This is a genomic window from Ferrovibrio sp. (genome assembly GCF_964218355.1).
Classification (GTDB): domain Bacteria; phylum Pseudomonadota; class Alphaproteobacteria; order Ferrovibrionales; family Ferrovibrionaceae; genus Ferrovibrio.
Genome location: NZ_CAXPMC010000019.1, coordinates 246,631 through 264,418 on the forward strand (window position 1 = coordinate 246,631; position 17,788 = coordinate 264,418).

21 protein-coding genes and 1 tRNA gene are annotated in these 17,788 nt (G+C 66.9%); 17 read left to right on the top strand and 5 right to left on the bottom strand.

All coding sequences use genetic code 11. From position 1 onward, the window contains the following. Positions 1-119 precede the first annotated feature (119 nt). From gyrA to tgt, 6 genes are read left to right on the top strand one after another with little or no spacing between them, the layout of a single operon-like run. Complete coding sequence (gyrA, locus tag ACEQZY_RS13765) at positions 120-2,849, top strand: DNA gyrase subunit A (protein WP_341703218.1); 2,730 nt, start codon at positions 120-122, stop codon at positions 2,847-2,849. Beyond that, the gene (gene coaD / locus ACEQZY_RS13770) at positions 2,849-3,373 is read left to right on the top strand and encodes a pantetheine-phosphate adenylyltransferase (protein ID WP_341703217.1); all 525 of its coding nucleotides are present in this window, start codon (positions 2,849-2,851) and stop codon (positions 3,371-3,373) included. The genes gyrA and coaD overlap by 1 nt, the downstream gene beginning before the upstream one ends. A gap of 34 nt (positions 3,374-3,407) precedes the next feature. Next, a complete protein-coding gene (locus ACEQZY_RS13775; RefSeq protein ID WP_341703216.1) occupies positions 3,408-3,965 on the top strand; it encodes a peptidylprolyl isomerase in 558 nt (185 codons plus the stop codon). Positions 3,966-3,977: 12 nt separating this feature from the next. After that, the gene (locus tag ACEQZY_RS13780; protein ID WP_341703215.1) at positions 3,978-4,460 is read left to right on the top strand and encodes a peptidylprolyl isomerase; all 483 of its coding nucleotides are present in this window, start codon (positions 3,978-3,980) and stop codon (positions 4,458-4,460) included. 34 nt (positions 4,461-4,494) lie between these two features. Beyond that, a complete protein-coding gene (queA, locus tag ACEQZY_RS13785) occupies positions 4,495-5,547 on the top strand; it encodes a tRNA preQ1(34) S-adenosylmethionine ribosyltransferase-isomerase QueA (RefSeq protein ID WP_341703214.1) in 1,053 nt (350 codons plus the stop codon). A 7-nt stretch (positions 5,548-5,554) separates the two neighbouring features. Next, positions 5,555-6,697 carry a tRNA guanosine(34) transglycosylase Tgt gene (gene tgt, locus ACEQZY_RS13790; RefSeq protein WP_370155215.1) on the top strand — a complete coding sequence of 381 codons (1,143 nt, stop codon included), beginning with the start codon at positions 5,555-5,557 and terminating at the stop codon, positions 6,695-6,697. A 128-nt stretch (positions 6,698-6,825) separates the two neighbouring features. Here tgt and ACEQZY_RS13795 read toward each other — a convergent pair whose 3' ends face one another. From ACEQZY_RS13795 to ACEQZY_RS13805, 3 genes are all read right to left on the bottom strand, one after another. Next, the gene (locus ACEQZY_RS13795) at positions 6,826-7,314 is read right to left on the bottom strand and encodes a PAS domain-containing protein (protein ID WP_370155218.1); all 489 of its coding nucleotides are present in this window, start codon (positions 7,312-7,314) and stop codon (positions 6,826-6,828) included. Positions 7,315-7,404: 90 nt separating this feature from the next. Beyond that, entirely contained in the window at positions 7,405-7,851 is a 447-nt protein-coding gene (locus ACEQZY_RS13800; RefSeq protein ID WP_370155220.1) for a PAS domain-containing protein, read from the bottom strand. Between the two features lie 128 nt (positions 7,852-7,979). Next, positions 7,980-8,055: transfer RNA gene (locus ACEQZY_RS13805), tRNA-Lys, on the bottom strand. A 217-nt stretch (positions 8,056-8,272) separates the two neighbouring features. Here ACEQZY_RS13805 and ACEQZY_RS13810 point away from each other — a divergent pair. The 5 genes from ACEQZY_RS13810 (at position 8,273) to ACEQZY_RS13830 (ending at position 10,378) form a co-directional block, all read left to right on the top strand. Then, complete coding sequence (locus ACEQZY_RS13810; protein WP_341703210.1) at positions 8,273-8,461, top strand: hypothetical protein; 189 nt, start codon at positions 8,273-8,275, stop codon at positions 8,459-8,461. A 121-nt stretch (positions 8,462-8,582) separates the two neighbouring features. Continuing rightward, entirely contained in the window at positions 8,583-9,242 is a 660-nt protein-coding gene (locus tag ACEQZY_RS13815; protein WP_370155222.1) for a hypothetical protein, read from the top strand. Positions 9,243-9,257: 15 nt separating this feature from the next. Continuing rightward, the gene (locus ACEQZY_RS13820; RefSeq protein WP_341703208.1) at positions 9,258-9,590 is read left to right on the top strand and encodes a hypothetical protein; all 333 of its coding nucleotides are present in this window, start codon (positions 9,258-9,260) and stop codon (positions 9,588-9,590) included. Between the two features lie 75 nt (positions 9,591-9,665). Continuing rightward, positions 9,666-9,866, top strand: a complete 201-nt coding sequence (locus tag ACEQZY_RS13825) for a hypothetical protein (protein ID WP_341703207.1) — start codon at positions 9,666-9,668, stop codon at positions 9,864-9,866. After that, positions 9,863-10,378: a hypothetical protein gene (locus ACEQZY_RS13830; RefSeq protein ID WP_341703206.1), complete on the top strand. Its 516-nt coding sequence runs from the start codon at positions 9,863-9,865 to the stop codon at positions 10,376-10,378. Before ACEQZY_RS13825 ends, ACEQZY_RS13830 begins: the two co-directional genes overlap by 4 nt. Before the next feature lie 16 nt (positions 10,379-10,394). Here the strand turns inward: ACEQZY_RS13830 and ACEQZY_RS13835 are convergent, their stop codons facing one another. Beyond that, positions 10,395-10,976 carry a hypothetical protein gene (locus ACEQZY_RS13835; protein ID WP_370155225.1) on the bottom strand — a complete coding sequence of 194 codons (582 nt, stop codon included), beginning with the start codon at positions 10,974-10,976 and terminating at the stop codon, positions 10,395-10,397. Then, on the bottom strand, positions 10,967-11,740 hold the full coding sequence (locus tag ACEQZY_RS13840) for a glucose 1-dehydrogenase (RefSeq protein WP_341704961.1): 774 nt from the start codon (positions 11,738-11,740) through the stop codon (positions 10,967-10,969). Before ACEQZY_RS13840 ends, ACEQZY_RS13835 begins: the two co-directional genes overlap by 10 nt. A 225-nt stretch (positions 11,741-11,965) precedes the next feature. Between ACEQZY_RS13840 and ACEQZY_RS13845 the strand changes: the two genes are divergently transcribed. The 6 genes from ACEQZY_RS13845 to ACEQZY_RS13870 are packed head-to-tail and all read left to right on the top strand — an operon-like array spanning position 11,966 to position 17,736. Next, positions 11,966-12,742 (top strand): glycosyltransferase family 2 protein, encoded by a 777-nt coding sequence (locus tag ACEQZY_RS13845; protein WP_341704962.1) that lies wholly within the window; start codon positions 11,966-11,968, stop codon positions 12,740-12,742. A gap of 13 nt (positions 12,743-12,755) precedes the next feature. Further along, the gene (locus ACEQZY_RS13850) at positions 12,756-13,076 is read left to right on the top strand and encodes a lipid-A-disaccharide synthase N-terminal domain-containing protein (protein ID WP_341704963.1); all 321 of its coding nucleotides are present in this window, start codon (positions 12,756-12,758) and stop codon (positions 13,074-13,076) included. Further along, on the top strand, positions 13,073-14,734 hold the full coding sequence (locus tag ACEQZY_RS13855) for a glycosyltransferase family 39 protein (RefSeq protein ID WP_341704964.1): 1,662 nt from the start codon (positions 13,073-13,075) through the stop codon (positions 14,732-14,734). Before ACEQZY_RS13850 ends, ACEQZY_RS13855 begins: the two co-directional genes overlap by 4 nt. 40 nt (positions 14,735-14,774) lie before the next feature. Further along, positions 14,775-15,653, top strand: coding sequence for an alpha/beta fold hydrolase (locus tag ACEQZY_RS13860; RefSeq protein ID WP_370155228.1), 879 nt, complete (start codon positions 14,775-14,777; stop codon positions 15,651-15,653). Between the two features lie 18 nt (positions 15,654-15,671). Beyond that, positions 15,672-16,460 (top strand): DUF502 domain-containing protein, encoded by a 789-nt coding sequence (locus ACEQZY_RS13865; RefSeq protein WP_341704966.1) that lies wholly within the window; start codon positions 15,672-15,674, stop codon positions 16,458-16,460. After that, positions 16,411-17,736 carry a cytochrome P450 gene (locus tag ACEQZY_RS13870; RefSeq protein WP_370155231.1) on the top strand — a complete coding sequence of 442 codons (1,326 nt, stop codon included), beginning with the start codon at positions 16,411-16,413 and terminating at the stop codon, positions 17,734-17,736. Before ACEQZY_RS13865 ends, ACEQZY_RS13870 begins: the two co-directional genes overlap by 50 nt. Positions 17,737-17,788 lie beyond the last annotated feature (52 nt).

Genomic DNA, 17,788 nt, shown 5'->3' on the forward strand with positions numbered 1-17,788 from the left:
CAGCGTTGCTCCGGCTCCCCCCGACATGCTAGTTTCCGGGGCCTGATTCCAGGGCCTTTTCCGGGCCGGAACGGGCATCCGATTCTAGCCCTGAAACCGTATTTCCCGGACGCCTTTTCGTGACCGATCAGCCCAAGACTTCGCACGATATCCAGCCCATCTCCATCGAGCAGGAGATGCAGCGCTCCTATCTCGGCTATGCCATGAGCGTGATCGTGTCGCGCGCGCTGCCCGATGCGCGCGACGGGCTCAAGCCGGTCCACCGGCGCATCCTGTTCTCGATGCACGAGAATGGGTATGCGTCCGACAAGCCCTACCGCAAATCGGCCCGCGTGGTCGGCGACGTGATGGGTAAATACCATCCCCATGGCGATCAGGCGATCTACGACGCCATGGTGCGTATGGCGCAGCCTTTCTCGATGCGGCTGCCGCTGCTGGACGGGCAGGGCAATTTCGGTTCGATGGACGGCGATCCGCCGGCAGCGATGCGCTACACCGAAATCCGCATGGACAAGCCGGCCGAGGCGATGCTGGACGACATCGACAAGGACACCGTCGATTTCCAGCCGAACTATGACGACAGCACCCAGGAGCCCAGCGTCCTGCCGGCCCGGTTCCCCAACCTGCTGGTCAATGGCGCCAACGGCATTGCCGTGGGCATGGCGACCAACATCCCGCCGCATAACCTGGGCGAGGTGATCGACGCCTGCTGCGCCTATGTCGACAATCCCGAGGTGACGCTGGAAGAACTGCTGGAAATGCTGCCGGCGCCGGATTTCCCGACCGGCGGCATCATTCTCGGCCGTGCCGGCGCCAAAGCGGCGATGTGGACCGGCCGCGGCTCGGTGATCATGCGCGGCAAGGTGCATATCGAGGAGGTCCGCAAGGACCGCGAAGCCATCATCGTCACGGAAATCCCGTACCAGGTGAACAAGGCCTCGATGATCGAGAAGATCGCCGATTGCGTGCGCTCGAAGAAGATCGAGGGCATTTCCGACCTGCGCGACGAATCCGACCGCGACGGCGTGCGCGTGGTGATCGAGATCAAGCGCGACGCCATGGCCGAGATCGTCCTCAACCAGCTGTACCGTTTCACGCCGCTGCAGACCTCGTTCGGCGTCAACATGCTGGCGCTGAATGCCGGCAAGCCGGAGCTGCTGAACATCAAGCAGCTGGTCGGCGCTTTCGTCGGTTTTCGCGAGGAGGTGATCGCCCGCCGGACCCGCTTCCTGCTCGGCAAGGCGCGCGACCGTGCCCATGTGCTGGTCGGCCTGGCCATCGCGGTTGCCAATATCGACGAGGTGATCCGCCTGATCCGCGCCGCGCCGGACCCGCAGACCGCCCGCGAGCAGCTGATGGCCCGGAACTGGCCGGCCGCCGATGTGGCCGACATGATCACGCTGATCGATGATCTCAGCCACAAGGTGATCGACGGCCATTACCGGCTGTCGGAAACCCAGGCCCGCGCCATCCTCGATCTGCGCCTGCAGCGCCTGACTGCGCTCGGGCGCGACGAGATCGGCGACGAGATGAAAAAGCTGGCGCTGGAGATCAACGAGTATCTGTCGATCCTGGCCAGTCGCGAAAAACTGATGGCGCTGCTGCGCGAGGAACTGGTGTCGGCGCGCGAGCGTTTCGCCACGCCCCGCCGCACCCAGATCGCCGAGCTGGAATTCGAGCAGGACGACGAGGACCTGATCCAGCGCGAGGACATGGTGGTGACGGTCAGCCATGCCGGCTATATCAAGCGCACGCCGCTGTCGACCTACCGTCTGCAGAAGCGCGGCGGCAAGGGCCGCACCGGCATGAGCACCAAGGATGAGGATTTCGTCACCCGGGTCTTTGTTGCCAATACCCACCAGCCGGTGCTGTTCTTCTCGAATATCGGCCGGGTTTACCGGATGAAGACCCACCGCCTGCCCGAGGGCACGCCGCAGTCGCGCGGCAAGGCGCTGGTCAACCTGTTGCCGCTGGCCGAGGGCGAGAAGATCGCCACCGTGCTGGCCCTGCCGGAGGACGAGGGCAGCTGGGGCGAGTTCCACGTCATGTTCGCCACCGCCAAGGGCTATGTCCGTCGCAACGCGATGAGCGATTTCGTCAGCATCAACGCCAACGGCAAGATCGCCATGAAGTTCGAGGGCGAGGATGCCGATGACAGCCTGATCGGCGTGTTTTCCTGCACCGAGCAGGACGATATCCTGCTGGCTTCCTATGCCGGCAAATGCGTCCGCTTCCCCGTTGCCGATGTGCGCACCTTCCAGAGCCGGTCGTCGACCGGTGTGCGTGGCATGAAACTGGCAGAAGGCGACCGGGTCATCTCGATGTCGGTGCTGCGGCATATCGAGGTCGGTCCGGAGGAGCGCGAAGCCTATTTCCGCTACGAGAATGCTCAGGAACGCATCCGTGCCGGCGAAACCGGCGTCGAGGTGCCGACCGACATCTCGTCCGACCGCTTCACCGCCCTGCAGGCGGCCGAGCAGTTCATCCTTACCGTTACGGAAAAGGGCTTCGGCAAGCGCAGCTCGGCCTATGAATACCGTGTCACCAGCCGTGGCGGCTCGGGCATCATCAACATCGAGACCACCGCCCGCAACGGCAATGTCGCGGCGGCCTTCCCGGTCGAGCATGACGACCAGATCATGCTGGTTACCGATGGCGGGCAGGTGATCCGCTGCCCGGTCGACGACATCCGCATCGCCGGCCGCAATACCCAGGGTGTGATCATCTTCAAGCTGGGAGACGGCGAGAAGGTTGCGTCGGTCGCCCATTTGCCGGAAAGTGGCGCCGGTCAGGAAGACGGCCAGGACGAAGGTCCGGCGATGGAAGGCGACGACTCTGGGGAGGAGTGATGACCAGGCAGCGGATCGGGTTGTACCCGGGCACTTTCGATCCCGTTACCAAGGGCCACTATGACATCATCAAGCGGGCCGGCAAGCTGGTCGACAAGCTGGTGGTCGGCGTTGCGGTGAATGCGGGCAAGGGGCCGCTCTTTTCGATGGAGGAGCGCGTCGAGATGGTCCGCGAAGAGATCGGACCGCTGATGCCCGGCGCGACCGAGTTCGAGGTCAAGCCGTTCTCCAACCTGCTGATGCATTTTGCCATGGATATCGGCGCCGTGATGATCATCCGCGGCCTGCGCGCGGTATCGGATTTCGAGTACGAATTTCAGATGGTCGGCATGAATGCCCGGCTGAATTCGGAAATCGAGACGGTCTTCCTCATGGCCTCGGACAACCATCAGTTCATCGCCTCGCGCCTGGTGAAGGAAATCGCCCTGCTGGGCGGTGACATCAATCCCTTCGTCTCGCCGCGGGTTGCCGAACGCCTGCGCACCCGGGTCGCCGCCGTGAAGGCCCAGGGCGGCGAAGGCTGAACGCAGCCGGTTTCTCACTGTCAGGGAGTTTCGCATGATCCGCCGGCATATCCTGGGTTTCGGTCTGCTGGCCGGACTGCTGTTGTCCGGTGCTGCGCTGCCGGTGCAGGCGCAGGCCGCCGATCCGCAGAATACCCTCGTCATGGACCTGTCCTATGGCCGGGTGGTGATTGCCATGCGGCCGGACCTGGCGCCGAAGACGGTGGCGCGCATCAAGGAGCTGGCACGCAAGGGCTTCTATGACGGCCTGGTGTTTCACCGGGTGATCCGCGGCTTCATGGCCCAGACCGGCGATCCCACCGGCACCGGTGCCGGTGGCTCCGGACAGAAGCTGAAGGCCGAATTCAGCGCCGAGCCGCACCGGCGCGGCACCGTATCGATGGCGCGGACAAACGATCCCGATTCCGCCGACAGCCAGTTTTTCATCTGCTTTGCCGAGGCGCCGCACCTGAACGGGAAATACACCGTCTGGGGCCAGGTGATCAGCGGCATGGAACATGTCGACCGCATCAAGAAGGGTGCGCCCGGCAGCGGTGCGGTGGAGGATCCGGACAAGATCATCCGCCTGCGCCTCGCTGCCGATGTGAAATGAACGGAGACCGAGATGACCGCCGAAGCTGAAAACACCCTGTATCTGGAACTGAAGGACGGCCGGGTAACCATTGCCCTGCGCCCCGATCTGGCCCCGAACCATGTTGCCCGGATCAAGGAGCTGGCGCGCCAGAATTTCTATGACGGCCTGAAATTCCATCGCGTGATCGAGGGTTTCATGGCGCAGACCGGCGATCCGCGCGGCGACGGCACCGGCGGTTCCGGCCAGAAGCTGGATGCTGAGTTCAACGATGCGCCGCATGTGCGCGGCACCTGTTCGATGGCGCGGGCGCAGAATCCCAATTCGGCCGACAGCCAGTTCTTCATCTGCTTCACCGATGCCCGTTTCCTTGATGGCCAGTATACCGTCTGGGGCGAGGTGACCGAGGGCATGGAGCATGTCGACGCCATCAAGCGCGGCAGCCAGGCGCAGAACGGCACCGTGAAGGACCCGGACAAGATCGTTTCCCTGCGCGTCGCCGCCGACGTCGACTGACGGGACCGTGCCCGGCCGCGGCCGGGGTGCCGCCATGCTGGTCAGCGATTTCGACTTTCCCCTGCCGCCGGACCTGATCGCCGAGCGGCCGGCCGTGCCGCGCGAGGCGGCCCGGCTGCTGCACTGGCGCGCCGATACCGGCCTCGATGCGAAGGACTGGGTGGTGCGCGACCTGCCGCTGCTGCTCAGGCCTGACGACCTGCTGGTTTTCAACGACACGAAGGTGATTCCGGCGCGCCTGTTCGGCCGCCGCGAACGCGGCCCCTCGGATGTGAGGATCGAGGCGCTGCTGCTGAAGCCGCTTGGCGGCCGGGTCTGGCAGACCATGCTGCGCCCGGCGCGGCGGCTGAAGTCGGGCGATGCCATCCGTTTCGATGGCGGCATCATGGCGGATATGGTCGAGCGCCAGGGCGACCAGCTGCTGCTGCGGTTCGACCGCGACGATGCCGAGCTGCTGCTGGCGCTGGAGCAGGTCGGGGCGATGCCGCTGCCGCCCTATATCACCGCCCAGCGTGCCGCCGACGATCGCGATCGCAGCGACTACCAGACCATGTTCGCCGCCAAGCTCGGCGCCATCGCGGCCCCCACCGCAGGCCTGCATTTCACCCCGGAACTGACCGCCCGCCTGAAGGAGGCCGGCATCCGCTTCGCCCATGTCACCCTGCATGTGGGGGCGGGCACCTTCCTGCCGGTGAAGGCCGAACGGGTCGAGGATCACCGCATGCATGCCGAATGGGGCGAGGTCGGCGAGGCAACGGTGGATGCCGTGCGGGCTGCGCGGGCGGCCGGCGGCCGGGTGATCGCCGTCGGCACGACCTCGCTGCGGCTGCTGGAAAGCGCGGCCCGGCGCACCGGCAATCTGGAAAGCTTCACCGGCGAGACCGACATTTTCATCACGCCGGGCTTCGATTTCCGCGTGGCGGACGGGCTGATGACCAATTTCCACCTGCCGAAATCCACCCTGGTGATGCTGGTGGCCGCCTTTACCGGGATCGCGGCCCAGCGGACCATTTACAGGCATGCCGTCGAGAAGGGCTTTCGTTTCTACTCCTACGGCGATACAAGCCTGCTGTTCCGCCAGCCGTGAAGAACCCATGACCCTCCGCTATTCCGTCCGCGCCCGCGATGGTGCCGCCCGGCTCGGCCGGCTCGAGACCGCCCATGGCGCGATCGAGACGCCGGTCTTCATGCCGGTGGGAACGGCGGCGACGGTTAAGGCGATGACGCCGGAAGGCCTGCGCGAAACCGGTGCCCAGATCATTCTGGGCAACACCTACCACCTGATGCTGCGGCCGACCGCCGAACGGGTGGCGAAACTGGGTGGCCTGCACCGGTTCATGAACTGGCCGGGACCGATCCTGACCGATTCCGGCGGTTTCCAGGTGATGTCGCTGGCCCAGCTGAACAAGGTCACCGAGGAAGGGGTCACCTTCCAGTCCCATATCGACGGCGCCCGCCATGCCCTGTCGCCCGAGCGCTCCATCGAGATCCAGCATCTGCTGGATGCCACCATCACCATGCAGCTCGACGAATGCGTCAAGCTGCCGGCCGATGCGAAACGGGTGGCCGAGGCGATGCGGCTGTCCCTGCGCTGGGCGGAACGCTGCAGGGCGGCCTTCCGTCAGCGCGAGGGCTATGGGCTGTTCGGCATCGTGCAGGGCGGCACCGATGCGGCGATGCGCGAGGAATCGGCGAAAGGCCTGATCGCCACCGGGTTCGACGGCTATGCGGTCGGCGGCCTCGCGGTCGGCGAGACCCAGGCGGAGATGTTTGCCACCCTCGACGTGACGGTGCCGCACCTGCCGCAGGACCGTCCGCGCTATCTGATGGGCGTGGGCAAGCCCTCCGACCTGGTCGGCGCCGTGCAGCGCGGCATCGACATGTTCGACTGCGTGATGCCGACCCGCTCGGGCCGCAACGGCCAGGCCTTCACCCGGCGCGGCACCATCAACATCCGCAATGCCCGCCATGCCGAGGATCCGCGGCCGCTGGACGAGCATTGCCGCTGTCCGGCCTGTCGCAGCTACAGCCGGGCCTATCTGCATCACTTGGTGCGGTCGGACGAGATTCTCGGCGCCATGCTGATGACGGCGCATAACCTGACCTACTACCAGGACCTGATGATCGGCATGCGGGCGGCCATTGCGGAAGGCCGGCTGGCCGCCTTTGCCGCCGACTTCCATGCCGGCCAGGCAGAGGGGGATGTTGCCGCCCTGCCGGATTCCGGTCCGGGCTAGCCATGCTGGCGCGGCTGGTCCGCCATCTGAAGGTCTTTGCCATAGCCGCAGGCTTTGCCGCACTGGCCTATGGTCTGGTGCAGCTGGTCTACCGGCTGGTCCGGGCGGCGGGCTGAGCCGGCCGGCAATCAGGCCTCGTCGGCATAATAGGTGATGTTGAGCAGCTGTCCGACCTCGGCGCCGCCGGTGGTCAGCGGCAGGGTGATCGACTCGAATTCGAGAAAGCTGCGGTCGACGAAATAGTAATTGCCCGCCGCCCGCAGCGGCTGCCGCTCGTCGGTTGCCCAGGACAGACCCCGGTTGAAATCGGCATAGGCGGCTTCGTTCATCACCTCGTCGACGAATTTCCCCGTGGAGTCGCGGCCGGAATACTGGCTGATCAGCGTGCCATACACCCGGATGCGGAAGCGCCGGACCGTCTTCTCGCGCACCACGTCGTAGATCAGCACCCGGGGCAGGTAGGGGCGCAGCACAAAGGGCGTGAAATCGGCACGATCCGGCAGCGGCCGGCCGGCGCGCTTTTCCTCCCAGAGCGCCGCCAGCGCGACCAGCTCCGGCCGGGAAAACCGAAGCTGGGGATCGAGGCGGAACCTGCTTTCGATGATCTGCCTGTTCACGGCATTCCTCCGGAGGCCATAAACATAGCGCGACCGGACAACCTGTCAGGGAATTTATCGGGGCCGGGAGGCCGGATGCCGGTTTTCCGGTCAGGCTTCGTCGGGATAGTACAGCACATCCATGATCTGGCCGATCCGGTCGCCGCCATTGACGGTCAGCGGCAGGCTGACGCATTCGAAATGCACGAAGCTGCGGTCCAGGTAATACAGGGTGCCGGTCACGCGCAGGGGCTGCGGCTTTTCCATCAGGCCGTTCAGCAGCCGGCAGTAATCCTCGCAGGCCTCCGGCGGCATGACGTCGTCCAGCAGCTTGCCGGTGGCATCCCGCCCGGAATGCTCCGCAATCAGAGTACCATAGAGGCGAAACCGGAAGCGGTGCTGCGGCGGGTCGCCGACCACGTCGTAGATGATGATCCGGGACAGGTAATCACGCAGCGAGAGCGGATCGAAGTCGGCCCGGTCGGGTGCAATGCGGGTCCCGCGCCGCGCCTGCCAGAGGGCGGTGAGGGCCTTCAGTTCCGGTCGCCCGAAATTCAACCCCGGGTCTGGCCGGAACCGGCTATCGACCAGCAGTCGGTTCACAGTGAGCCTCGCCGGGCAGAATACACCGACCGTATGCGGAATAGGAATATATTTCGCAGATTTCGGGGGATGCTGGCAGCCGGTGGTGAGCCCGCCGGGATTCGAACCCGGGACCTCTCGATTAAAAGTCGCTTGCTCTACCAGCTGAGCTACGGGCTCACAGAGGTCTGTCGGAAGGGGCCTCGAAAGGCGCCGCGACCATAGGTCGGCCGCCTCCGGCCGTCAACCTGCCCGGTCCCGCGAAATACGGCCGGGGCAGGCGGCCCGCGCCGGTCGCATGGCCGCCCTGCAGCAGGTTACCGGAATACAACCATTCCGGGCCTATCGTTTTTTTCGCAGTTGCGGAATAATGCATCCATCCCGGAGGATGATGATCATGGCTGTTTTTTACGTTGAAGGCGGGATTTTCAAGGACCTGGCCGACCCGGCGCCGATCGCCGGCACCGAGGAACGCTACGGCCCCTATCCCAGTGAAAAGGAAGCCGACCAGGTCTGGCGTGCCCGCATGGCCGACAAGATCGACATCTGCAATCACCGGCTGCGCGTCATCCAGCGCGACGCCTGAGGTTTCCACGTGCGGCGGGTCTGGCCGCACGGCGCTTTCCTGTTGCTAAGCGGTTCCGGTGCCACGATGATTTACCAGTTGTGGCGCCCGATTCGGGCAGCGTGACACTAGGAGGCGGAGAATGGATCCCTACGCGGCGGGGCGGCTGATCGCCAACCGCGGAGACCTGCGGCGCAAGGCGGTGAATTACCGCCAGGGCCAGGATGTCCGGCTCAATCCCGAACTGCGCGGCAAGATCGAGAAGGTTATCGTCGAAACCCAGGCCGATTTCGAAGTGGCGGCGATCGAGACGCTTGCCCAGCTGAAAGATGCCTGGGGCTCGGCTGCCTTCAACACCATCAGCCGCGCCCGGTATTACGAATGGATTCACGACCTGGCCCTCGAACTGAAGGGGCAGGGGGGCGTGTTCGACTATCCCCTGGTCACGCTGTATGCCGACACGCTGAAGAACCTGACGGCGAACCTGACCCAGGCCTCGCCGCGCCTGCATGCGATCATCGGTCTGAATATCGACGCACTGGGCATCATCATCCGCCGGCGCATGTCCGGTCTGGGCGGGGTGCTGGAACGCCGGGTTGCCGAGGCGCTGCGCGAAGCCTATGTGAAAATGCGGCTGCGGGCGCCGTCCGAGATTGCCATCGAGCACAAGGTTGCCACGGCCGTGCGGGAACTGGGCGGTGGCCGGCCTGCCGCGACCACCCGGCCGGCGGCGAAGGCTGCGGCAGACCTGCGCAATACCGGCCGGGCATGGCCCAACGGCGTCAGGCTTCCGACCGCCTGAGCGGGCAGGATTGTCATGGCTGCGACCGACGACCGCAACAGCAAGAACCAGCCACCTGACGGCTACAGCTGGAAGCCGCAGGCCATCAAGCCGATCCCGGCGGTGGAGGTGATCGCCGAGGCGATCAAGAAGGCCGACAACAGCTATTTCTTCGAGAATTACAGCAAGCAGGCGACCGCGGTTGTCAGCACGCTGAAACAGCATGGCTATGTGATCGTGCCGTATTACCCGACCGTCGAAATGGTCAAGGCGGCGATGGACGAGCTGCAATACGGGCAGAACAAGTTCACCAACGTGGTGATGCCGATCTATCTGGCGATGATGAAATCGGCGCCGAAGCCGAAATGACGGGATTTGCCGCATTGCCGTCGGCCGGGCTGGCGGCAGGATCGGGGTGGACGTGAACGGAAGGAACGGGCAGGCATGAGCCGCGACAAGCTTGTCGCTTTCCTGCGCGTGGCGGGGCCGGAACGCACCGCCGCGATCCTCCGCCGGCTGCCGCCGCAGGAGGCGCAGGCCATCCAGCAGGCTCTCGACCAGACGCCGCCGCTGCCGTCGACCCAGGTCGACCAGGCGGCCGATGCCGCGGCCACCTTCGTGGCGGCGGTTTCGCGCAAGCCGTGACGGCCGCCCTGATCCGCGGCCTGGTGGCGCTCTGTTTCTGCGGCTTCCCGGCTGCGGCCGGTGCCCAGGCGGCGGCATCGGCGAAATCCCCGCAGCCCTGCATGATGCCGGCGGAACTCGAGGCCGAGGCCATCGTGCGCACCGGCATAGTATTGCGCGCCTATGCCCGGGAATGCGCGCGGCGCGGCATCGACGGCAGTATCCTGCAGAAATGGTCGGCCTTCGATGCGGCTAATGCACAGAACCTGCGCGATGCCGTGCAGCAGCGCACGGACGCCTTTGCCCGCGGCTATCCCGACAATCCCTATGCCGGCCAGCAGGTCATCGACGACACGCTGGCCTCACGCGGACTGACCGCGCTGTCGGCCCAGGAATGCATCGCGACGGCAGCAGTGGTCGACAGGCTGGAGGTCTGGGACGATCTGGTCGCTCATGCCCGGCGCACCGAACTGGGCAAGGTGAAGACGGCGATCCGGACCTGCCGGCCCGGGCCTGCCCCGGCGGGACAATAGGGCGGGCGCGGCTGCTTCAGCCGTTCGGGATCACCACGATGCGACCGTTGTCGAGCATGATGCTGGTGGCGCGGAACAGCGGGCTGCCGTAAGGGTCCATCTGGCCGATCACGCCGACCCGATCGCCGCTCTGCACCTTGCTGAGATCGCGCCAGGCCGGGCCAAGATTGATCACCATCGAGGAATTGCCGTCGTTCAGCACGAAGGTGGTCGGCTGCGGCGACAGCACGCGCCCCTGGATCATGACGGCCTTGCCGCGCGGCACCTCGGAAATGGCGACCAGCGGGGGCAGGCTGAACTGCATCGTGCGGTTGCGCGGCGCATTGGCATTGGCGGGTTTGGCCGGCGGTTTCGGTTTCGCCTCCTCGGGCTTGTCTTTCGCCTGTTCCAGCGCCTTGTCCTGCGCCTCGCGTGCGGCAGCCCGGGCCGGGTCTATCGGCTGGGCGGCCGGCGGCTGGCGCGGATCCGGCTGCGCCTGCACGGCATTCGGCTGGCCGGTCTGCTGCTGCGCCAGAGCGGTCGCCGGTCCCAGCAGCAGGGCCAGCAGGCAGAGGGCTGCCGCGGGAAGCCGGCGCGGCCGGCGCGGGTTCAGATGCATCGTCCGCCATCGACCTCCATGCAGACGCCGGTGATGAAGCTGGCCTCGTCGGACGCCAGGTACAGCGCGGCATTGGCAATGTCCTGCGGCGTGCTGAAGCGGCCGATCGGAATCGTGCTGACGAATTTCGCCTTCATCTCCTCGGTCTCCTCGCCGCCCATGAATTCCTTCAGCATCGGGGTCAGGCCGGCCACCGGATTGAGTGCATTCACGCGAATCTGCTCCGGTGCCAGCTCGACGGCCATGGCGCGGGTCAGGGTGATCACCGCGCCCTTGCTGCCATTATACCATACCAGGCCGGGCCGGGGGCGTACGCCGGCGGTGGACGCGATGTTGATGAAGACGCCGCCGCCGCGCTTGCGCATTTCCGGCACGGCATTCATGGCCGACAGGTAGATGCTCTTGACGTTTACGGCGAACAGCCGGTCGAAGGTGGCCTCGTCGGTGTTGAGCAGGGGGGCGTTGCGCTGCGGCATGCCGGCGTTGTTCACCATGATGTCGAGGCCGCCGAAGGCCTTCACGGCGCCCTGCACCAGCGCCTGCATCTGGTCCGTCTTCGACACATCGGCGGCCATGGCCACGGCCTTGCCGCCGGCCTTCGCGATTTCTGCCGCGACCCGTTCCGCACCGGCCAGGTTGAGGTCGCCGATCGCGACCGCTGCGCCTTCGGCGGCAAACCGCCGGGCAATCCCCTCGCCGAAACCCGAGCCGCCGCCGGTGATGATCGCTACCTTGTTGGCCAGCCGCATTGTCGGGTCCTCCATCGGGTCTCTGCCTGTTTTGCTGGCGCCGTCTTCCGCGGCGGCGCCAGCAGGCACTGTAGCCGGGCCGGGAAGACATGCAAGTGGCTCGTAAACAAGACGGATTCCGGCTCGGCCGGCAGCCGGTGCGACAAGTTATACCCCTGTCGGGCCGGGCCGGCGCTTGTGACCCCGGAGCGGGGATACTATTAAGGGCGGCCGGGCCCGTGCCCCTGAACGAATCGTGCGATGACCGTATCCTCCATCCTGCCGGATGCCGAGACCCGGACCGGAACCCTGCCGGCGCTGTCGGTCGTCATCCCGGTCCATAACGAAGCCGACAATATCCGCAGCCTGCTGGACGAGATCTGTGCGGCTCTGCGCGGGCGGCTCAATTTCGAGATCGTGGCGGTCGACGATGTTTCCACCGACGCGACCCCGGCCATCCTGGCGGCCGCACGGCAGCAGATGCCGGAGCTGCGGCCGCTGCGGCACCGGCGCAATGCCGGCCAGTCGATGGCGGTCCTGTCGGGGGTGCGCGCCGCCCGGGCACCGGTGATCGTGACCCTCGATGGCGACGGCCAGAATGACCCGGCCGACATTCCCGCCCTGTGGGATGCCCTGATGGCCGCCCCCGATGGCGGGGCCGGTCTGCTGCTGGCCGGGCACCGGGTGAAACGACGCGACAGCCAGGTGAAGCGGCTGTCGTCGCGGATCGCCAATGGCGTGCGGTCGCGGCTGCTGGGCGATGCCACGCCGGATACCGGCTGCGGCCTGAAGATGCTGCACCGGGACCTGTTCCTGCGGCTGCCGGCCTTCGATCACATGCACCGCTTCCTGCCGGCCCTGGTGCTGCGGGCCGGCGGTGCCGTCCGCTCGGTGCCGGTCAACCATCGCCCGCGCGGCGGCGGCGCCTCGCATTACGGCACCTGGGGCCGGCTGAAGGCGGGCATTGTCGACCTGCTGGGCGTGATCTGGCTGAAGCGGCGCTGGCGCGACTGCGGCGGCCTCGATCCGCTGGACTGAACAAGGGGACTGCATGACTGCCCTGCTTGCGGAATACTGGGACCGGCTTGAAGACAGCCTGAATTTCTGGGCCGTGATCGGTTTCCTCGGCCAGGCGATCTTCGCCTCGCGCTTCATCATCCAGTGGCTGCATGCCGAGCGCGTGCGCCGCAGTGAGATTCCGCTGGCCTTCTGGTATATCAGCATCGCCGGCGGCGTGACCCTGCTGTTTTACGCAATCCATATCGCCAACATGGTGTTCATCGTCGGGCAGGCATCCGGCCTGTTCGTCTATCTGCGCAACCTGCACCTGATCTACAAGGCGCGGCGGGCCGCCGCCGAGATAAAGGCATGACCCCTCCGCAGATCGGTACCCGCGCCGCGGCCATCGCCACCGCGGCCTTCTGGATCGTCATCGTTGCCGCCGGCCTGTGGGCGCGGCCATTGATGCCGATCGACGAGACGCGCTATGTCACGGTCGCCTGGGAGATGCATCTGGCCGATCACTGGCTGGTGCCGCTGCTGAACGGCGAAGCCTATCACCACAAGCCGCCGCTGCTGTTCTGGACGATCCGGCTCGGCTGGCTGGTCTTCGGCGTCTCCGAAACCTGGGCGCGCCTGGTGGCGCCGCTCTACGGCCTTGCCGCACTCGGGCTGACCGCATGGCTGGGCCGGCTGCTGTGGCCCGGCATGGCCGGCCGGCAGGCCGGCAATGTCGCGCCGCTGCTGCTGCTGTCGGGCGCCTGGTGGATGCTGTTCGCGACCCTGACCTTCTTCGACCTGCTGATGGCCTGCTTCGCCGTGCTGGGCTGGATCGGTCTGGTGCTGCATCTGCATTACGGCCGGCGCTGGATCGGCATCCTGCTGACCGGGCTGGCCATCGGCCTTGGCGTGCTGGGCAAGGGGCCGGTGATCCTCGTCTACATCCTGCCGGTTGCCGTGCTGGCGCCGCTCTGGGCGCGGGCTGACCGCCGGCCGGGCTGGACCGGCTGGTATCTGGGCCTGCTGGCCTCGATCGCGATCGGCGCCGGGATCGGCCTGGCCTGGGCCCTGCCTGCCGCCGAAGCCGGCGGCGAGGTCTACAAGCAGGCACTGCTCTGGGGGCAGACGGCGGGCCGGGTGCGCGACAGCTTTGCCCACCGGCATCCCTTCTGGTGGTACCTGCCGCTGCTGCCGCTGCTGCTGTTTCCGTGGTCGCTGTGGCGGCCGGTCTGGCGGGCGCTGGCGCTGTGGAAACATCCGGCCGAGCCGGGCCTGCGATTCGGCCTCATCGTCAGCCTGGCCGGGCTTCTGATCTTCTCGGGGATCAGCGGCAAGCAGCCCCATTACCTGCTGCCGCTGGCGCCGGCCTTCATGCTGGCGGTGGCCCGTGGCCTGACCGCCGAGTGGAGCGGCCTGCTGCGCCGCCGCGATGCCCTGCCGGTCGTGGCCGGTCTGGTGCTGCTGGCAGTGGCCGTGCTGGCCTTCACCCGGCTACTCGATCTCGTGCCCGGACTGGCGGACAGGGTCGACGTGCCGGACTGGACCCTGCAGACCGACGAGGAGATTGCCGCCGCGCTGCTGGGCGGCGCCGCGCTGGCCTGGTGGCTGGCCGGCCGCCAGCGGCTGGATGCCGGCCTGGCCAGCATGATGGTGCCGGCCGCGACCCTGTTCCTGGCCGTGCATCTGCTGGGCTTTCCGCCGGGCCGGCCGGCCTATGACCTTGCGCCGGCGGCGGCCGTCATCAAGCGCGGCCAGGACGAGGGGCGGGCGGTGGCCTATGCCGGCGACTATGCCGGCGAGTACCAGTTTCTCGGCCGCCTGGCGAGGCCGCTGGCCGAGATCGGCGTTTCGGAAATTCCGGCATGGCTCGCCGCCCATCCCGATGGCTGGGTGGTGACCCGCTACCGGGAGGCGCAACTCGACAGCGCCCCGAAACCGGTATACGCACAACAGAAGCGCGGCCGGATCATGGTGATCTGGGATGCCGCGGCCCTGGCGAGCAGGCCGGAGTTTTTCACCAGGGCGCCCTAGCCCCGCAGCCAGAGGCCGCAGCAGAGGAGGAGACCGCCGCGTGTTGTTTCCCGGTTTCGAGCAGAAGCGCCTTGCCGGCGCCGGCGCGGAGATCAACCTGCGGGTCGGCGGCAGCGGACCGCCGCTGCTGCTGCTGCACGGCTATCCGCAGACCCATGCCATGTGGCACCGCATCGCGCCGCGTCTGGCGGCAGACTATACCGTGGTCTGCCCGGACCTGCGCGGCTACGGCGATTCATCGAAGCCGGCCACCGATGCCGAGCACATGCCGTACAGCAAGCGGGCGATGGCCGCCGACATGGTGGCGGTGATGCAGGCGCTTGGCTTCGACCGTTTCCGGCTGGCCGGCCATGACCGCGGCGGCCGGGTTTCGCACCGGCTGGCGCTCGATCATCCGGCCGCCGTCGAGAAGCTGGCGGTGCTCGACATCATCCCGACCCGCACCCTGTTCGAGACGGTGAACCAGCAGGTGGCGACCGGCTATTACCACTGGTTCTTCCTGATCCAGCCCTTCGACATGCCGGAACGCATGATCGGATCCGATCCGAAATACTACCTGCGCCGCAAGACCGGGCAGTGGTCGGGCGCCGACTTCGCCTTCGATCCGCAGGCCTGGGCCGAATATGCGCGCTGCTTCCGCGATCCGGCCACCATCCATGCCAGCTGCGAGGATTACCGCGCGGCCGCCAGCATCGACCTCGTGCATGACCGCGCCGACGAGGCCGCCCGCATCGCCTGCCCGCTGCTGGTGCTGTGGGGCGAGAAGGGGCTGATGCACCGGGCCTATGACGTGCCGGCAGCCTGGCGGGACAAGGCCGCGGGCCCGGTCCGGGCCGCCGCCATGCCGAGCGGGCATTTCCTGCCCGAGGAGGCGCCGGAAGAAACCCTGCTGGCGCTGCAGCAGTTTTTTGCCGGCTGATGCCGGGAAGAGGAAGCCGTGACCACACCGCCGCCTGACAATCCGACCCCGGACGCATCCGACAGCCCCAGCATCCTGCTGCCGCCGCCGCCGCGGATGAGCCTGTTCGCCCGGCTGCGCAACTATTTCCTCGCCGGCATCATCGTGACGGCGCCGATCGGCCTGACCATCTATCTGGTGGTGATCACCATCGAGGCGATCGACCGCAATGTGCAGCGCCTGATCCCGCAGGGCTACGAGCCCGAACGCTTCATCCCGGTGCATCTGCCCTATGGCATTCCCGGCCTCGGCATTGTCGCGGCGCTGCTGCTGCTGACCCTGATCGGCTTCCTGGCCACCAACTTCCTCGGCCGCACCCTGCTGCGGCTGGGCGAGCGGATCGTCGCCCGCATGCCGGTGGTGCGCGGCATCTACAGCGCGCTGAAACAGGTTTTCGAGACGGTGTTCAGCCAGTCGGGCAATTCCTTCCGCCAGGTGGCCCTGGTGCCGTGGCCCTCGCCGGGGTCGTGGACCATCGCCTTCGTCACCAACTACGTGCAGGGCGAGATCGCCAGGCGGCTCGACGATGAGCTCGTCACCGTCTACGTGCCGACCACGCCCAATCCCACCGGCGGCTACATGGCCTATTTCCGCCGCAGTGACGTGGTGATCCTGTCGATGAGCGTCGACGAGGCCATGAAACTGATCATCTCCTGCGGCGTGATCGTGCCGCCGGAGAAAATGCCGCCGGTCAAGAGCGGTGCTGGAGGAAAAGCCGGTGCAGACAGGAAACCCGCATCCGTCGAGAACGGGGGATTCACGCCCTGACGGGCTGAACGGCGTCGATCTCGGCCGCTATCGTGGCGCCGGCGAGGCCGCCTGCCGGGCGGCGGTGGCCGCCTTCGACCTGCGCGCCCTCGACCGCGACTTCCTCGACGACCCGTATCCGGTCTATCACCTGCTGCGGCAGCATGAGCCGGTGCGCCGGATGCCCGATGGCAGCTGGTTCCTGACCCGCTACGACGACCTGCAGGCGGTCTACCGCGACCCGAAGCGGTTCAGCTCCGACAAGAAGATCGAGTTCCGGCCGAAATTCGGCGACACGCCGCTCTACCGGCATCACACCACCAGCCTGGTCTTCAACGATCCGCCGCTGCATACCCGCGTGCGGCGGCTGCTGGCGCCGGCCTTCACGCCGCGCGCCCTGAAGCTGCTGGAGGCACGCTTCGTTGCGCTGGTCGACCGGCTGCTCGACCGCGCGGCGAAGCAGGGCGGCATGGATGTGGTGACGGATTTCGCCGCCGCCCTGCCGGTGGAGATCATCGGCGACATGCTGGCGGTTCCATCGGAAGACCGGCATCTGCTGCGCGACTGGTCGCTGGCCATCCTCGGCGCGCTGGAACCGGTGCTGACGCCGGAGCGGGCCGAGGCCGGCAACCGCGCCATGCAGGAATTCGAGGCCTATCTCGACCGGCATCTGGCGCACTGGCGGCAGCGGATGGACGCCGACGGCACCGCCGGTGCCGATGGCTATGGCGATGTGCTGACCGGCCTGGTCCGCGGCGAGAATGGCGAGGCGCTGACCGCCGACGAACTGGTGCAGAACTGCATCTTCCTGCTCAATGCCGGCCACGAGACGACCGCCAACCTGATCGGCAACGGCATTGCGGCATTGCTGGACTGGCCGGAGGAGCGCCGCCGGCTGACCGGAGATCCGGGGCTGATGAAGACGGCGGTCGAGGAATTCCTGCGCTTCGAAAGCTCGAACCAGCTGGGCAACCGCCGGGTGGTCGAAAGTGTCGTCATCGGCGGCGTGACCCTGCAGCCGGGCAGCCTGGTCACCCTGTGCATCGGGGCGGCCAACCGCGACCCGGCGCAGTTCCCCGATCCCGACCGGCTGGATGTCGGCCGCCAGCCGAACCGCCACCTGGCCTTCGGCGCCGGCATCCATGCCTGCGCCGGCATGTCGCTGGCCCGCATCGAAGGGCAGATCGCCATTGGCCGGCTGCTGGCCCGGTTCCCGGATTTCCGCCGCGCGGGCGATCCGGTGCGCGGGGGCAGGGCGCGCTTCCGCGGCTTCCTCAGCTATCCGGTCGGTTTCTAGCTATTTCCGCCTGTCCCTTTTGAACGCGGCTTCATCCTGATCGGTCATCTGC

Excerpts from the sequence above, each read along its gene's own strand:
- ACEQZY_RS13850 (WP_341704963.1), top strand. The coding sequence starts at position 12,756 with ATGACTGCCCTGCTTGCGGAATACTGGGACCGGCTTGAAGACAGCCTG.
- queA (WP_341703214.1), top strand. The coding sequence starts at position 4,495 with ATGCTGGTCAGCGATTTCGACTTTCCCCTGCCGCCGGACCTGATCGCC.
- ACEQZY_RS13835 (WP_370155225.1), bottom strand. The coding sequence starts at position 10,976 with ATGCATCTGAACCCGCGCCGGCCGCGCCGGCTTCCCGCGGCAGCCCTC.
- ACEQZY_RS13810 (WP_341703210.1), top strand. The coding sequence starts at position 8,273 with ATGGCTGTTTTTTACGTTGAAGGCGGGATTTTCAAGGACCTGGCCGAC.
- ACEQZY_RS13820 (WP_341703208.1), top strand. The coding sequence starts at position 9,258 with ATGGCTGCGACCGACGACCGCAACAGCAAGAACCAGCCACCTGACGGC.
- tgt (WP_370155215.1), top strand. The coding sequence starts at position 5,555 with ATGACCCTCCGCTATTCCGTCCGCGCCCGCGATGGTGCCGCCCGGCTC.
- ACEQZY_RS13775 (WP_341703216.1), top strand. The coding sequence starts at position 3,408 with ATGATCCGCCGGCATATCCTGGGTTTCGGTCTGCTGGCCGGACTGCTG.
- ACEQZY_RS13840 (WP_341704961.1), bottom strand. The coding sequence starts at position 11,740 with ATGGAGGACCCGACAATGCGGCTGGCCAACAAGGTAGCGATCATCACC.
- ACEQZY_RS13825 (WP_341703207.1), top strand. The coding sequence starts at position 9,666 with ATGAGCCGCGACAAGCTTGTCGCTTTCCTGCGCGTGGCGGGGCCGGAA.
- ACEQZY_RS13780 (WP_341703215.1), top strand. The coding sequence starts at position 3,978 with ATGACCGCCGAAGCTGAAAACACCCTGTATCTGGAACTGAAGGACGGC.
- ACEQZY_RS13845 (WP_341704962.1), top strand. The coding sequence starts at position 11,966 with ATGACCGTATCCTCCATCCTGCCGGATGCCGAGACCCGGACCGGAACC.
- ACEQZY_RS13815 (WP_370155222.1), top strand. The coding sequence starts at position 8,583 with ATGGATCCCTACGCGGCGGGGCGGCTGATCGCCAACCGCGGAGACCTG.
- coaD (WP_341703217.1), top strand. The coding sequence starts at position 2,849 with ATGACCAGGCAGCGGATCGGGTTGTACCCGGGCACTTTCGATCCCGTT.
- ACEQZY_RS13855 (WP_341704964.1), top strand. The coding sequence starts at position 13,073 with ATGACCCCTCCGCAGATCGGTACCCGCGCCGCGGCCATCGCCACCGCG.